At 34.3% G+C, this 13,191-nt stretch carries 11 protein-coding genes; 2 read left to right on the forward strand and 9 right to left on the reverse strand.

Translation table 11 applies throughout. The features are described 5' to 3' along the window. Positions 1-55: 55 nt before the first annotated feature. The 7 genes from CDV25_RS09485 to CDV25_RS09515 form a co-directional block, all read right to left on the reverse strand. On the reverse strand, positions 56-1,813 hold the full coding sequence (locus tag CDV25_RS09485; RefSeq protein ID WP_108911717.1) for a tetratricopeptide repeat protein: 1,758 nt from the start codon (positions 1,811-1,813) through the stop codon (positions 56-58). Positions 1,814-2,016: 203 nt separating this feature from the next. Then, entirely contained in the window at positions 2,017-3,378 is a 1,362-nt protein-coding gene (locus CDV25_RS09490; protein WP_108911718.1) for a TIGR00366 family protein, read from the reverse strand. A gap of 12 nt (positions 3,379-3,390) precedes the next feature. Further along, a complete protein-coding gene (locus CDV25_RS09495) occupies positions 3,391-4,674 on the reverse strand; it encodes a GntP family permease (RefSeq protein WP_108911719.1) in 1,284 nt (427 codons plus the stop codon). 10 nt (positions 4,675-4,684) lie between these two features. Beyond that, a complete protein-coding gene (locus CDV25_RS09500) occupies positions 4,685-5,449 on the reverse strand; it encodes a 3-hydroxybutyrate dehydrogenase (RefSeq protein WP_108911720.1) in 765 nt (254 codons plus the stop codon). Positions 5,450-5,459: 10 nt separating this feature from the next. Then, positions 5,460-6,104, reverse strand: coding sequence for a 3-oxoacid CoA-transferase subunit B (locus CDV25_RS09505; protein WP_108911721.1), 645 nt, complete (start codon positions 6,102-6,104; stop codon positions 5,460-5,462). Positions 6,105-6,106: 2 nt separating this feature from the next. After that, positions 6,107-6,754: a CoA transferase subunit A gene (locus tag CDV25_RS09510; RefSeq protein ID WP_108911722.1), complete on the reverse strand. Its 648-nt coding sequence runs from the start codon at positions 6,752-6,754 to the stop codon at positions 6,107-6,109. Then, positions 6,751-7,935 (reverse strand): acetyl-CoA C-acetyltransferase, encoded by a 1,185-nt coding sequence (locus tag CDV25_RS09515; RefSeq protein ID WP_108911723.1) that lies wholly within the window; start codon positions 7,933-7,935, stop codon positions 6,751-6,753. Before CDV25_RS09515 ends, CDV25_RS09510 begins: the two co-directional genes overlap by 4 nt. Positions 7,936-8,310: 375 nt before the next feature. Between CDV25_RS09515 and CDV25_RS09520 the strand changes: the two genes are divergently transcribed. Together CDV25_RS09520 and CDV25_RS09525 are read left to right on the forward strand one after the other, a co-directional pair. Next, positions 8,311-9,495, forward strand: coding sequence for a DUF2157 domain-containing protein (locus CDV25_RS09520; RefSeq protein WP_162550497.1), 1,185 nt, complete (start codon positions 8,311-8,313; stop codon positions 9,493-9,495). Further along, positions 9,479-9,994 (forward strand): GDYXXLXY domain-containing protein, encoded by a 516-nt coding sequence (locus CDV25_RS09525; protein ID WP_108911725.1) that lies wholly within the window; start codon positions 9,479-9,481, stop codon positions 9,992-9,994. Before CDV25_RS09520 ends, CDV25_RS09525 begins: the two co-directional genes overlap by 17 nt. A gap of 257 nt (positions 9,995-10,251) precedes the next feature. Here the strand turns inward: CDV25_RS09525 and ald are convergent, their stop codons facing one another. Beyond that, positions 10,252-11,361 (reverse strand): alanine dehydrogenase, encoded by a 1,110-nt coding sequence (gene ald / locus CDV25_RS09530; protein ID WP_108911726.1) that lies wholly within the window; start codon positions 11,359-11,361, stop codon positions 10,252-10,254. A 27-nt stretch (positions 11,362-11,388) separates the two neighbouring features. After that, positions 11,389-12,747, reverse strand: coding sequence for a sodium-dependent transporter (locus CDV25_RS09535; protein WP_108911727.1), 1,359 nt, complete (start codon positions 12,745-12,747; stop codon positions 11,389-11,391). Positions 12,748-13,191 lie beyond the last annotated feature (444 nt).

The raw sequence follows: 13,191 nt of genomic DNA on the forward strand, positions 1-13,191 counted from the left end.
CCTATAAAATTTAATATCATATATACCTAGATAGAAAATATTTGCAAACTACCTATTAATCTGCTATCCCTAGTGTTTTTTCAACTAATGGCTTTAAATCCTTTTTGGTGTCTTCTTTAAGGATGAAACATTTTGCTTTTGGCCAAAAATAGCTTTTAGGGTCTTCAAATTTCCCCCAACGCCAATCAAATCGAGGGTGTAGGAGAACTATCGTTGGTATATCTAAAGCTAAGGTTAAATGCGTAATAGCACTATCAATACTTATCATACAATCAATATCTGCTAGATTTTTTAAAGTATCATCCCAATTTTCTATCTTTTTAGCCCTATCTTCTACGCTCTTTGGTAGATTTTCATTTATTCCCATTTGGAAAGAGACAAGTTTGCAATCTAATCCCTCTAAAGCAGAAAATAAAAATTCAAATTCAAAATTTCTAGAGACATCAGAATTTACAGCATTAGGGGTGAAATAATAAATTCCTATTTTTTTCTTTTTATTTTGGGGTTTTTTTAGTGGTATTATAGGGGTTTTTAATTTGGGTATTTCATCAAATTTAATATCAATAAGTAGGGGTAAAGAACAAATAGGTAGCGCATAATCAAAGCTTGTGGGGAAATCTTGTAGCACTTTTAAGTTTTTAAAAGCATTTTTTTTATTTAAAAGCTCTACTTGATTTTTAAACATTTCATACATAGCACTTTGCGGAGCAAAAAGGACTTTTGAAGCAATTTTGCAAAGTTTTTCTAAACATCTGCAATACATAATAGTATCTCCAAAGCCTTGCTCACAAAAGACTAAAATTTCCTTATCCCTAAAAGCATCCACGCCAGAATTATTAAAAGCCTTTATGCTTTCATTATAGTGAAAAGTAGAAAAAGTTTCATTATGTGCGTAAAATAATCGGCTTTCATAGAGTTTTTTACCCTCCTCAAAATTTTCACTTACTCCCATCCTCATTAATAGGTAGGCTAAATCAAATTGATAAGTTGCGTGGCGGTGTAAGTTTAGAGCGTTTTGATAAGCATCATAAGCTCCTTGATAATTACCGCTAAATTCTAAGACTTTTGCATAGTTTTGCCAAAATTGTGCGTGATTTTGGTTAGTCTGTGATAAAGATTGGAAAAGCTCTAAAGATTCGGGTATTTTAAGAAGCTTAAAAAGCAAGTAGGCTTTTTGGGGTAAAATTTTAGTATTTAGGAAGTCTTGTATTTCTACAATATCTAGATTTTCCTTGGTGCTATTTGAAAGTCTATCTTGTAAATTTGATTGAACGGGAGTTGTTACTTGTTTGGTTAGTAAGCCCTTTTTTAAGTCTTCAATCATACTATATATAAAACTGCAAAGCTCTTCGTGTGCTAACAACGCTTTCTGAAAATCGTGCATAAAATAAACTTCCACATAATGCTTCCATAGATCTAAATTATATAAATCCCTTTGGATCAAATCTTTAAAGGTGCTTTCCGCTTCTTCTAGCTTATTGGTTGATTTATAAAGAAAGGCTAATTCTAGGCTAATTTCATCCCTTAAATCATCATCTTTTGCTAAAGATTGTTGCAATAAATCTAAGGCTTCATTAAACATTTGATTTTTAGTATAGTTAGAAGCGAGCATAAGGGCATTAAAACTTGTAGGGTCAAGCGCGAAAAGCTCTTTAGCATAATATAAAGATCTCTCAAAGAGAGATAATTTAAAAGAGGAGAGCATTGCGTATTTAAGGGCAAATTTTGCATTATCTTGTAAAAAGTTTTCACTTAAACTTAAAGCTTTTTCATAATTTCCATTAAAATAACAATAAGCGATTTTATCAAACATAATTTTCCCTGAAATTTATATTCCTTGGTTGATGGTAAAAATGAAGCTATATTATACAGATTTTATGATGAAATAGGGCTTTATTATCAAGAGAATTTTAAGATTTTGTTATTTAATTAATCTATTGTCAAATAAAGGAATTAGCGAGTATTTCTAGCTCGCTTTTAAAAAATGTAGTCTAAAACGCAATGGATACAGAAATTTTAAGTTAAAAATAAGAAACCCAAAGATACAACACAACCTACAAATAATAAAGTGATCACACAATACCCCATAATATCTTTTGCCCCAAGTCCAGCAATCGCTAGAGCGGGTAATGCCCAAAAGGGTTGAATCATATTCGTCCAAGCATCCCCCCACGCAATAGCCATCGCAATAACTTCAGGTTTAACGCCTAAAGTTGCTCCAGCACTTAACATAATAGGGGCTTGAACCGCCCATTGTCCTCCCCCGCTTGGGACAAAGATATTGACTATCCCTGCACTTAAAAAGCTAAGAAAAGCAAAATTATCCGCATTAGCAAAATTTGTAAAGCTAGTAGAGAGCAGGGTTACTAAGGATTCTCCGCCTTGTAAAGCACCATTCATCATACCCATAATTCCTGCATAAAAAGGGAATTGCAGAATAATCCCTGCGGCACTTTTTGCAGCTTTATTGATAGCTTTGATATAGGAAATAGGGGTTTTATGGAGTAAAATCCCTAGAAATAGAAAGATAAGGTTAATGATATTTAAATTTAAATTCCCACCTTTATAAAAATACATAATAATATAAGCTAGACCAAAGCAAGATATTAAGGCAGTTAGGATAGGGCTTTGCTCCAAAAATGAAGCAATTGTATGATCATTTTTGTGTGAGATTATTTCTTGTTCCTCATTTTCTACTAAGAGCTTTTTATCAATTTCTAGGATATTTTTAGAATCAGGATGTATGAGGCTAAGAAGTAGGGGTAAAAAGATGATAATCACAGCGGTAATAATGAGATTATAGCTTGAAAATATGGTGAGTGAAGTGGGGATTGCCTCTGTGAGTAGCCCTTGTGTTGTTTTCCTTAAAGAATCTCCTCCACTTGCTAAAGTTAAGGGTATAGAACCACTTAATCCGCTATGCCAGATGACAAATCCAGAATAAGCACTAGCTATTAAAAGTCTATAATCCACCCCTTTGACATTTTTGGCAATTTCCTTAGCAAAAATAGCAGAAATAACAAGCCCAAACCCCCAATTAATCCAGTTTGCTATTAGGCTCAAAAAGCAAACTAGCATAATGCTTGCAGTCTTTGATTGTGGGATTTTACTAATTTTTGTGAGTATGTTTTGAATAATAGAGGCACTTGCTAGGGCTTGTCCTAAGACTAAGACTAAAGCCATTTGCATAGAAAAGCCAAGAAGATTCCAAGCACCATTTCCCCAATGATTAACCATCGCTAATGGGCTTTGTCCTGTTGCAAATATCCCCAAACAAAAGACAATTAAAGAAAGCAAAATCACTAAAACAAAAGAATCAGGCAAACATTTTGCAGCAAGAAAAACACAGCCTTGCGTAAATTTTCTTAAAAGAAACATCATAAACTCCTTTTAGTAGATTCCAAAAGTTGCTAAAATAATCCCTACTATTAAAGCAAGGATAGGGATTATTACCGCAACAACACAAATATCAAGATAGCTTTGTTTATGGCTAAGCCCTGTAATGGCAAGTAGCGTTAAAACAGCACCATTATGAGGAAGTGCGTCAAGCCCACCAGAGGAGATGGAAGCAATCCTGTGAAAAAGCTCTAAGGGGATAGATTGATTGAGGGCTATTTCTTTGTATTTATCTGCCAAAGCTTCTAGGGCTATGCCAAGCCCACCACTTGCAGAGCCTGTAGCACCTGCTAAGAGATTAACCGCTATAGCTTCAGAAATTAGAGGGCTTCCTTTGATGCTTAAGAGCAAATCAATTAAACTTTGAAAACCCGGCACATTTTTGACAACAGAGCCAAAGCCAACCGCTGCACTTGTATTAATAATAGCAACTACAGACCCAGAAGCTCCCTCATTGATAGCAGGAATAAATCTTTTGAAATGGGTTATATTGAGTATTAAGATTAGAATAATTCCACAAAGCAAAGCATTAATAATATTAAAGTCAAAAATATTGAGTAAGATAACCACGAAAAATAAGGGGGCTAAAGAGAGTAAAAAGTTAGGAATTTTGTCTTTATTTTGTTCTTTGTAAGTCTTTTTTGGCTCATCATAGTCCTCCCCATTAGTCCTTAAAGTATTTTCTCTATATTTTAAGTAGAAATATCCACCAAAAAACATAATCAAACTTGCTACTATCCCCGTAATAGGTGCTGCCATAGCAGTTGTATCAAAGTATTTTATAGGAATAAGGTTTTGAATCTGTGGGCTTCCCGGAAGTGCTGCCATTGTGAAAGTAAAAGAACCTAATGCTAGGGTAGCGGGTATTAGTCTTCTTGAAATATTAGCAGCTTTAAAAAGCCCTAATGCTAAAGGATATACCGCAAATACTACAACAAAAAGACTAACTCCCCCAAAGGTAAGCACGGCACAAGAGAGAATTACCCCTAAAATCGCTCTTTTTTCTCCGAGTAATTTACCTATCATTAAAGATACAGAAGTTGCCATATTAGTAACTTGCATAAGCTTCCCAAATATAGCTCCAAGCATAAAGACAGGAAACCAAGATTTAGCAAAGCTTACAAAACCATTCATATAGACATTAGTATAAGAATCTAATAAATCTAATCCTCCTCCTAAAGCTACAATCCCAGCCGCTATAGGGGCTACCCAAATAATAGACCAACCAAGATAGGCTAAGAACATTAGAACAATTAATCCTAGTATAATCCCTAACATTTAATCTCCCTTATTGTGCGGTATATCCAGCATCAATTACTAGATTAGCACCTGTTATATGTTTGGCTTCATTAGAGCTTAAAAATAACGCTAAAGCGGCAATATCCTTAGTATCAATAAGTTGTTTTTGAGGGATTAGGGGGTAGAGGACTTCATTAAGGACATTTTCCACACTTACACCCCTTGTATTAGCTAAATCTTGCATTTGTCCTCTAACAAGTGGCGTATCAATATATCCTGGACAAATGGCATTGGCGGTGATATTATAGGTCGCACATTCTAAGGCGGTAACTTTTGTCAAACCTATGATTCCGTGTTTTGCACTATTATAAGCAGCTTTTCCAGCAAATCCTATTAGCCCATTGATAGAGGACATATTAAGGATTCTCCCAAAGTTTTGTGCTTTCATAAGGGGTAAGACATATTTTGTGCTAAGGAATGTGCCAACTAACATAACATTTAGCATTTGGACAAATTTATCAGTAGGAAAATCTTCAAGGTTTGCAACATATTGCAATCCTGCATTATTGATAAAAACATCAATCCTGCCAAAGTGATTTTTGGTTGTTTGGATTAAATGTTTAATATCTTCTTCCTTGCTAACATCACAGGGGATTCCAAGGCATTTGGTTTTATCGAATTTATCAGTGCAATCTTGTAAGGCTTTGTTATGAATATCAGAGAAAACAACCTTATACCCCTTTTGATAAAAAGCCTCTGCGATACTAAACCCTATTCCACTTGCAGAACCGGTAATAATGGCTACTTTTTGCATAATATCTCCTTTAATTTAGGCAAATTTCAAAATCTGCTTCTGTTTTTGACTTAATTTCCTCTAAGCTTACATTAGGTTGAAGTTCCATAAGTTTGCATTTACCCTCTTTAAAGCTAAAGATTCCAAGCTCTGTAACCAGTAAATCTACACATCTTGCTCCCGTTAGTGGAAGTGTGCATTGTTTTTTAAGCTTACTTTTGCCATATTTATCAGTATGCTCCATCATAATAATGACTTTTTTTACACCATTGACTAAATCCATAGCCCCACCCATTCCCGGCACTAGCTTACCTGGGATTATCCAGTTGGCAAGATTTCCCTCACTATCCACTTCTAAAGCACCAAGAACGGTAATATCCACAAATCCGCCACGAATAAGACTAAAGCTAAAAGCAGAATCAAAAAACATACCTCCTTCTAATATGCTTGATGGAGCACCTCCTGCAGTAGTTATTCGGCTATTTTCTTGCTCTTTCTTGGGAGTTGGACCCATTTTTAGCATACCATTTTCAGATTGTAAATAGATGTTAATGCCTTCTGGGATATAGTTACTCACCTGCGTTGGCATTCCAATGCCAAGATTGACTAAATCTCCATCTTTAAATTCCTTTGCTACCCTTTTAGCAATAATTTCTATGATTTGTTCTTTTTGCATTTCTATTCCTTATGTTGCACGATATAATCTATTGCAATACCCGGCACTACGACATTATTAGGATTAAGTGGAGTAGAGAGCATTTCTTCTATTTCTACGATAACTAAATCTGCTGCCATAGCCATAAGCACATTGAAGTTCCTTGTTGTCCCATCATAAGCAAGATTTCCGTATTTATCCGCATAGGTTGCATAAATGAGTGCAATATCAGCGCGTAAAGGACGTTCTAGTAAATAATCTTTACCATCTACATTAATGATTTGTTTGCCTTTAGCGACTTCTGTGCCTAATCCTGTAGTAACAAGCACACCACCAAGCCCAGAGCGACTAGCCCTAATGCGTTCAGCTAGTGTTCCTTGAGGGACAAGGATAACTTCAAGCTCTCCATCACTCATTTGTCTGCCTGTTTCCTTATTGGTTCCAATATGTGTGGTGATGGCTTTTTTGATTTGTTTATTCCTAATGAGTTTGCCATAGCTAAAGTCCTCTCTAGCGGTATCATTCCCTATGAGTGTAAGGTTTTTTGTCCCTTTTTCTACGAGGGCATCTATACAAGAGATGGCACTACCACAACCCATAAAACCACCTAGCATTACAGAATCCCCTTCTTTTATCAAGTCTGCGGCTTCTTTTGCAGAGATTATTTTCATTGCCCACTCCTTTCAAAAATAGCTGCAATTCCAGCTCCTCCACCTACACATAATGTGGCTAATCCCCATTGTTTGTTTTGCCTTTTCATTGCTTGTAAGAGTGTTACTACAATCCTAGCTCCACTTGCGCCAACAGGATGACCTAAGGCAATAGCACCCCCATTGACATTTACTTTATCAAGTTTTGGTTGAAGCTCTTTTAGGCAAGCTAGGCTCTGTGCCGCAAAGGCTTCATTAGCTTCGATTAAATCCATATCATCTATATGCATTTTTGTTTTTTCTAAGACTTTTTTAGCAGCCATTGCCGCACCAATACCCATAATACTAGGTTCTACTCCGATACTAGCAAAGGCTTTGAGAGTAGCTAATATCGGGAGATTAAGCTCTTTAGCCTTTGCTTTGGTAGTAAGCAAGACAAAAGCTGCTCCATCATTAATCCCAGAGGAGTTTCCACTTGTTACGCTACCTTCTTTGCTAAAGACAGGTTTAAGGGAGGAGAGGGATTGTAGCTCTAAGTCTTTTTTGACAAATTCATCTGTATCAAAAACTCTTGCTTCTCCTTTGTTTTGTAAGGTGATTGGCACAATTTCTTCTTTAAATTTGCCCTCTTTTATGGCTTTTGCTGCTTTTTGTTGGGAGAGGAGGGCAAATTCATCTTGTTCTTTCCTTGAGATTTTATATTGCTTGGCTAGATTTTCAGCCGTTATTCCCATATGGTAGTTATTTATCGAACAAGTTAGAGCATCTTTTAACATACTATCTATAAGGTTTCTATCACCCATTCTATAGCCATTGCGGACATTTTCTAGCAAAAAGGGGGATAAGGACATATTCTCAACTCCTCCTGCTAGGATAATCTCTGCTTCTCCTAGCATAATGCTTTGTGCAGCTAGGGCAATAGCTTTTAACCCAGACCCACAGAGCTTATTGACTACATAAGCCCCCGCTTTTGTCCCCATTCCTGCTTTAAGGGCAATTTGTCTAGCGGGGTTTTGTCCAAGTCCAGCTTGAAGAATCTGTCCTAAAATAAGCTCTTCTACAAACTCTGCTTGAAGGTTAGATTCTTTTAAAATTTCTTTGCAAACCACAGAGGCTAAGTCTATGGCATTTGTATTTTTTAAACTTCCTAAAAAAGACCCAATGGCTGTTCTTTTTGCGCTAATTATGGCAACTTCCTCCATTCATAACTCCTAAAAATCATAATTTTAGATAAGGCTAGATTCCTTATCTAAATCTCTTTTATTTTGCCCCCCCCCTCTTTTATTAGACTTAAATAGAGCTTTTTAAGCATAAAATTTGGAATTTTGTTACAAAAGTAACCTTACAAGTAAATATGGCTATTGTGTATGCTGAAATTAATGATAAAGGTTTGTTCTCTGTCTATGATGAAAAAGGCAAGCAAATCTCCTAATAATCCTAAATAGTAATGTGTGAGCTAGGGTTATCCTACTTACACTAGAATCCTAGTATTAAGCTTTTGGTGCTTTAAAATCTTTTTTAAGTCTATGCTTTCTTTGTATGGGATATAATTTTGGATTTAACAAAAGGAGATTCTATTGGTTTTTAATGAAAAACAATATCTTAAATCCGAAATTACTAGGTTGGCTAATGAAGGATTAATTGATAGGGTTCAAGAAAAAGCGATTTTAGAATCTTATAATCTCAAAGAAAACTCAAAAATCCCTCTTTTTTGGATTTTTTCTTTACTTTTTATCGGGCTTTCTTTTATTTTGCTCATTGCTCATAATTGGAAAGAAATTCCCAATATTCTCAAAACTCTTTTGCTACTTAGCATACTTTTTGGCACACATTATGGTATTTTTTATGCTAAGAATTCAAGCGTTAAGCAGAGCTTTGGTATTTTAAGTGGTTTTGTCTTGCTTGGAAATATGGCTTTACTTTCACAAATTTATCATTTAGGCGATGATACCGCTTTAGCATTTTTAAGTGTTGGAGTTGTGCTTTTAATCCTTGCTTTTTGTCTTAAATCCTTTGTTGTTTATCTACAAGGATATATCTTTGCAGCTATTGGGTATTTTTTAGATTATCAATTTGGCATTGACTTTGAAACCTTGAAGCTAAACTTGGCTAATTCATTGATTTTACTAATTTTACTTGGTTTTATCACCCAAAGTGGAATCTTTTTTAAGCTCTCACCCATTGAATCTAAGCTGCTTGCCCTCCTTAATTTTCTATTGCTAGAAAGTTATGCTGCTAAATTTTTAGGTTCATTTAGTGGAGTTTGGATTTCTTTGATGTTTTTAGGATTCCATTTTAAGTTTTATCAATTCTATGCTTATATATTCTTAGCCTTTGGTTTGGTATTTTTTATGCTTAATCCCGCTCTTATAGATATATGGATTATTTGTGCTCTAGTTTTATTGGTTTTATTATATCTAGCAAATATCCGCTTTAAACATTATTTTCTAAGCATTATAGCTCTAGGTATTTTAACTTGGTATGTGCTTGTTGGTTATGTGGGGCTTGAATTTCTTGAAAATCCCCATTTTGCATTCTTAGTATTTTTATTTGCAAAGCCCTATTTGATTTTCTTGCTACTCTTAGGGATTCATTGTATTAAGGAAAATTACAAAATTTTAGGAATCCTTATCTTAGTAACAACCATTTTCTATACTTATATTGCATTAATTGAAAATTACATTGTTACAAGTGCAATATTCTTGCTCTTTGGAGTGGGATTGCTTTATTATTCAAGGAGAAGAAATGCCAAAAAAGTTTAAGATAAAATGGCTTTTTGTTGCTTGTGTGTTGCAGTTTGCCTTAATTGGTGCGATGTTTGTTGTAGCCTATGCTCCAATAGCCTTTGGAGTAGAAGTTAAAGTTATTGCCAAAGGCTATGATCCTAGAGATTTACTTTCTGGAGATTTTGTGCGATTAGATTATAGGGTAAAATCTCCCCCAAATTTTCGTTTAGAGGATTTTCAAAAAGGAGTTTTTGTCTGCCTTAAAGAGGTAGAATCTAATCTCTTTAGCTTTGAAGAGGTTTTACCTAAACCACTTAAAAATAGACTTTGTATCAAAACAACCCCTCCTTTATATTATAGAGACTTTATTCCTTTAGTGGAGATAGAGAGATACTTTGTCCCGCAAAAAGAAGCACGAGCAATTCAAGATTTACTTGCTAATCCCAACAATCAAGCTATCGTAACTTTAAAAATCTTTCAAGAAAAGGCAAGGATTGTGGATTTACAAGTCGATCTGCTAAAAAATTATCATTAAATAATAGTGATGAAGCCTTCTTTAATAATTGTAAGTTATTAAATCAAGAATTAATCTGCTAAGGCATATCTTAAGGTTATAACTAGAAAAAATTTAATGCATTTTATGGAGAAAAAAATTAAAGGTTACTAGAAATTGCAAATATTCTTTTAAAAAATATTAATAAATATTGTCTTTTCATAAAGTAAAATTTAGTGTAAATGGATTTAGCTATATATTAGTTAGAGAGTTTAAGTGTTATAAGAACCTAGAATATTCTAGGTTATAATGCTCTTTATTGGGGTATAGGATATATTAAATGCATCACTTACACCCTTATAGGTGCATCGTCCATCAATAATATTAATGCCCTCCATAATGCCTTCATTTTGTAAGGCAGCTTCTCTTATGCCTAGATTGGCAATGGCTAATCCAAAGTTAAGTGTTGAATCATTAAGGGCTAGAGTAGAAGTTTTTGCTACTGCACCGGGCATATTAGCTACACAATAATGCAATATCCCATCAATTTCATAAATGGGATCACTATGAGTAGTAGGTTTAGAGGTTTCAAAGCAACCCCCTTGATCAATGGCTACATCTACAAGAATAGAACCCTTTTTGATATAAGCTAAATCCTCTTTTTTTATTAGTTTTGGTGCTTTTGCTCCTGGGATTAAAATTGCACCAATGATCACATCAGCTTGAGAGATAGCTTCTAATAAGTTCTTTCTTTGGCTATAGAGTGTATGGATTCTCATATTAAAGATTTGATCAATATAGGCTAATTTTGCCGTATCAATATCAAGTATAGTAACACTTGCCCCAATTCCTATAGCAATTTGTGCGGCATTTAGTCCAACTACTCCACCTCCGATGATTACTACTTTACCATTTGGAACACCTGGCACCCCGCTTAATAAGGTTCCATTTCCACCAAAACCCTTTTGAATATATTTAGATGCCTCTAAAACTGCTAAGCGTCCAGCTATGGAGCTCATAGGTGCTAAACAAGGTAGAATACCCTTTACTTTTATCGTTTCATAGGCAACAGCGGTGATATTTTTTTCTAACAATATAGAGGTAAGGTTTTTATCGGCTGCTAAATGCAAATAGGTATAAAGAATAGTATTTTCTTTGAGAATTTTATATTCAGATTCTTGTGGTTCTTTAATCTTAATAATCATATCGCTTGATTCAAAAAGCTTTTTCTTATCAACAATGCTTGCTCCTGCTCTCTCATAGTCTTGATTGCTAAAGCCTATCGCAGCACCTGCATTATTTTCTATTAGCACTTTATGTCCTGCAGCGACATATTCACTAACACTATTTGGCGTAAGTCCTACACGATACTCATGAACTTTTATTTCTTTTGGACAACCAATAATCATAACTTCTCCTTATCATACGAATATATTTTATATCCCATAGATAAATACTATTAAAATCATAATAGGAATGATAAATTTTACATAATAAAACCAAAAATTAATTATTCCTTGAGCATTACTTCCATTGGCAAGTTCTTTTTTGGCGTCATCTTTCAACACCCAACCAACAAACACGGCAGAACCAAGTGCTGTAAGGACAAAAAAGATATTCCCACTAATATAATCAAAAGAATCAAAAATATTCTTACCTAAGATGATTGTTACATCACTCCAAGCACCATAAGAGAGAATAGAAGGAATGTTTCCTGCGATAAATGTTAGAATTAAAACAATACTGACTGCAAACTTTCTGTTTAAATGTAATTTTTCTTCTGCTGTAGTGATAAGCACCTCATAAAGGGTAATAGAAGTCGTAAAAGCAGCAAGAGTAAGAAGGACAAAAAAACTAATAGCTATAAACGAGCCAAAGTGCATATGTGAAAATACAATGGGTAAAATCTCAAAAACAAGTTTCGGACCAGAGTTAGGCTCTAAACCAAAAGTAAAAAGTGAAGGAAAAATCATAAATCCCGCTAAAAGTGCAATAATAGTATTGACAATACCTGTTCCAACCGCTGTTTTGATGAGGTTTTCTTGCTTATTTAAAAAAGAAGAAAGTGTTATCATCACTCCAAAACCCAGTGAGAGTGCAAAAAAGACTTGTCCTAAGACATTGATAAAAAGTTTTGCATTAATTTTGCTAAAGTCTGGCGTGAGATAAAATGCAATCCCCTCGGAAGCCCCTGGAAGTGTAATATTGCGTATTACGATACCAATGAGGCATAAGAAAAGCAATGGCATAAGAAATTTCATAGCTTTTTCTATCCCATTTGCAATACCCCTAATTAATACAATCCAATTGAGCACAATAAAAACCAATGTATAAATAGTTATCATTAGGGGATTATGTTCAATATTGTTAGAATAGAAACTTTCTGTAATTTCTTTGGTAATTGGTGCAGATAAATTTAGATTTCCACTGATAATGTTGGTTATATAGGTAATAACCCAACCACCAAGCACCATATAATAAGCAATAATCCCAAAACAACCAATTAACCCCATAAATCCTACAATTTTCCAATATTTTGAAAAAGCTTTGTTTTGATAGTGGGGGCTAAAGGCATCTACAGAGTTTTTATGCGCTCTTCTCCCAATTACATTTTCTACTAAAATCATAGGAATTCCAATAATAAGCATTGCAATAATAAAGACCAATACATAAGCTCCGCCACCATTTTCTCCTACAAGATAAGGGAATCTCCAAGTTGCACCAAAACCAATGGTTGCCCCTGCTGCCGTAAGTATATAAGTCAAGCTATTTGACCAATTGTATCTTTTATTCATTGAGACCTACTCCTTATGTAAAAATTGATAAAGCCTAATAAAACCTATCTTTATTATTTTACCTTACCCTCTATTTTATTAGACTTTAGATAAGGTTGAAAAATAAAATTTAGGATTTTGTTACAAAAGTACCTTTAGAGATAATTAAGAAAAGATTTATAAAGTTTTACTCTAAGAAAGTCAGGAGAGGTATAATAAGATGAATGAGTGCCTCAAGCAAATCTCCCTTTCTTTGTCTTGCTGTATAAAAGATAGCAATTTTTAGGCAATGTGGGATACATAAAGTCTTTACTATGATAATTAAAAGATTATTAAAAGAGAATATCTTAATGCCTTTTTGGCATAGCCAATAGTCAAGCTTAAACTTAGCCTCTCTTATAATTTTGGTTATGATTATACTAAAGCCTAAACTTTCTTATTGGGGATAATTAAAGCTTATTGCTT

The organism is Helicobacter apodemus (assembly GCF_003097575.1).
In the GTDB taxonomy this organism is placed as follows: domain Bacteria; phylum Campylobacterota; class Campylobacteria; order Campylobacterales; family Helicobacteraceae; genus Helicobacter_D; species Helicobacter_D apodemus.

Bases quoted from the DNA above. Each gene is read 5' to 3' on its own strand.
- CDV25_RS09490 (WP_108911718.1), bottom strand. From the start codon at position 3,378: ATGTTTCTTTTAAGAAAATTTACGCAAGGCTGTGTTTTTCTTGCTGCA.
- CDV25_RS09500 (WP_108911720.1), bottom strand. From the start codon at position 5,449: ATGCAAAAAGTAGCCATTATTACCGGTTCTGCAAGTGGAATAGGGTTT.
- CDV25_RS09510 (WP_108911722.1), bottom strand. From the start codon at position 6,754: ATGAAAATAATCTCTGCAAAAGAAGCCGCAGACTTGATAAAAGAAGGG.
- CDV25_RS09495 (WP_108911719.1), bottom strand. From the start codon at position 4,674: ATGTTAGGGATTATACTAGGATTAATTGTTCTAATGTTCTTAGCCTAT.
- ald (WP_108911726.1), bottom strand. From the start codon at position 11,361: ATGATTATTGGTTGTCCAAAAGAAATAAAAGTTCATGAGTATCGTGTA.
- CDV25_RS09485 (WP_108911717.1), bottom strand. From the start codon at position 1,813: ATGTTTGATAAAATCGCTTATTGTTATTTTAATGGAAATTATGAAAAA.
- CDV25_RS09525 (WP_108911725.1), top strand. From the start codon at position 9,479: ATGCCAAAAAAGTTTAAGATAAAATGGCTTTTTGTTGCTTGTGTGTTG.
- CDV25_RS09505 (WP_108911721.1), bottom strand. From the start codon at position 6,104: ATGCAAAAAGAACAAATCATAGAAATTATTGCTAAAAGGGTAGCAAAG.
- CDV25_RS09515 (WP_108911723.1), bottom strand. From the start codon at position 7,935: ATGGAGGAAGTTGCCATAATTAGCGCAAAAAGAACAGCCATTGGGTCT.
- CDV25_RS09535 (WP_108911727.1), bottom strand. From the start codon at position 12,747: ATGAATAAAAGATACAATTGGTCAAATAGCTTGACTTATATACTTACG.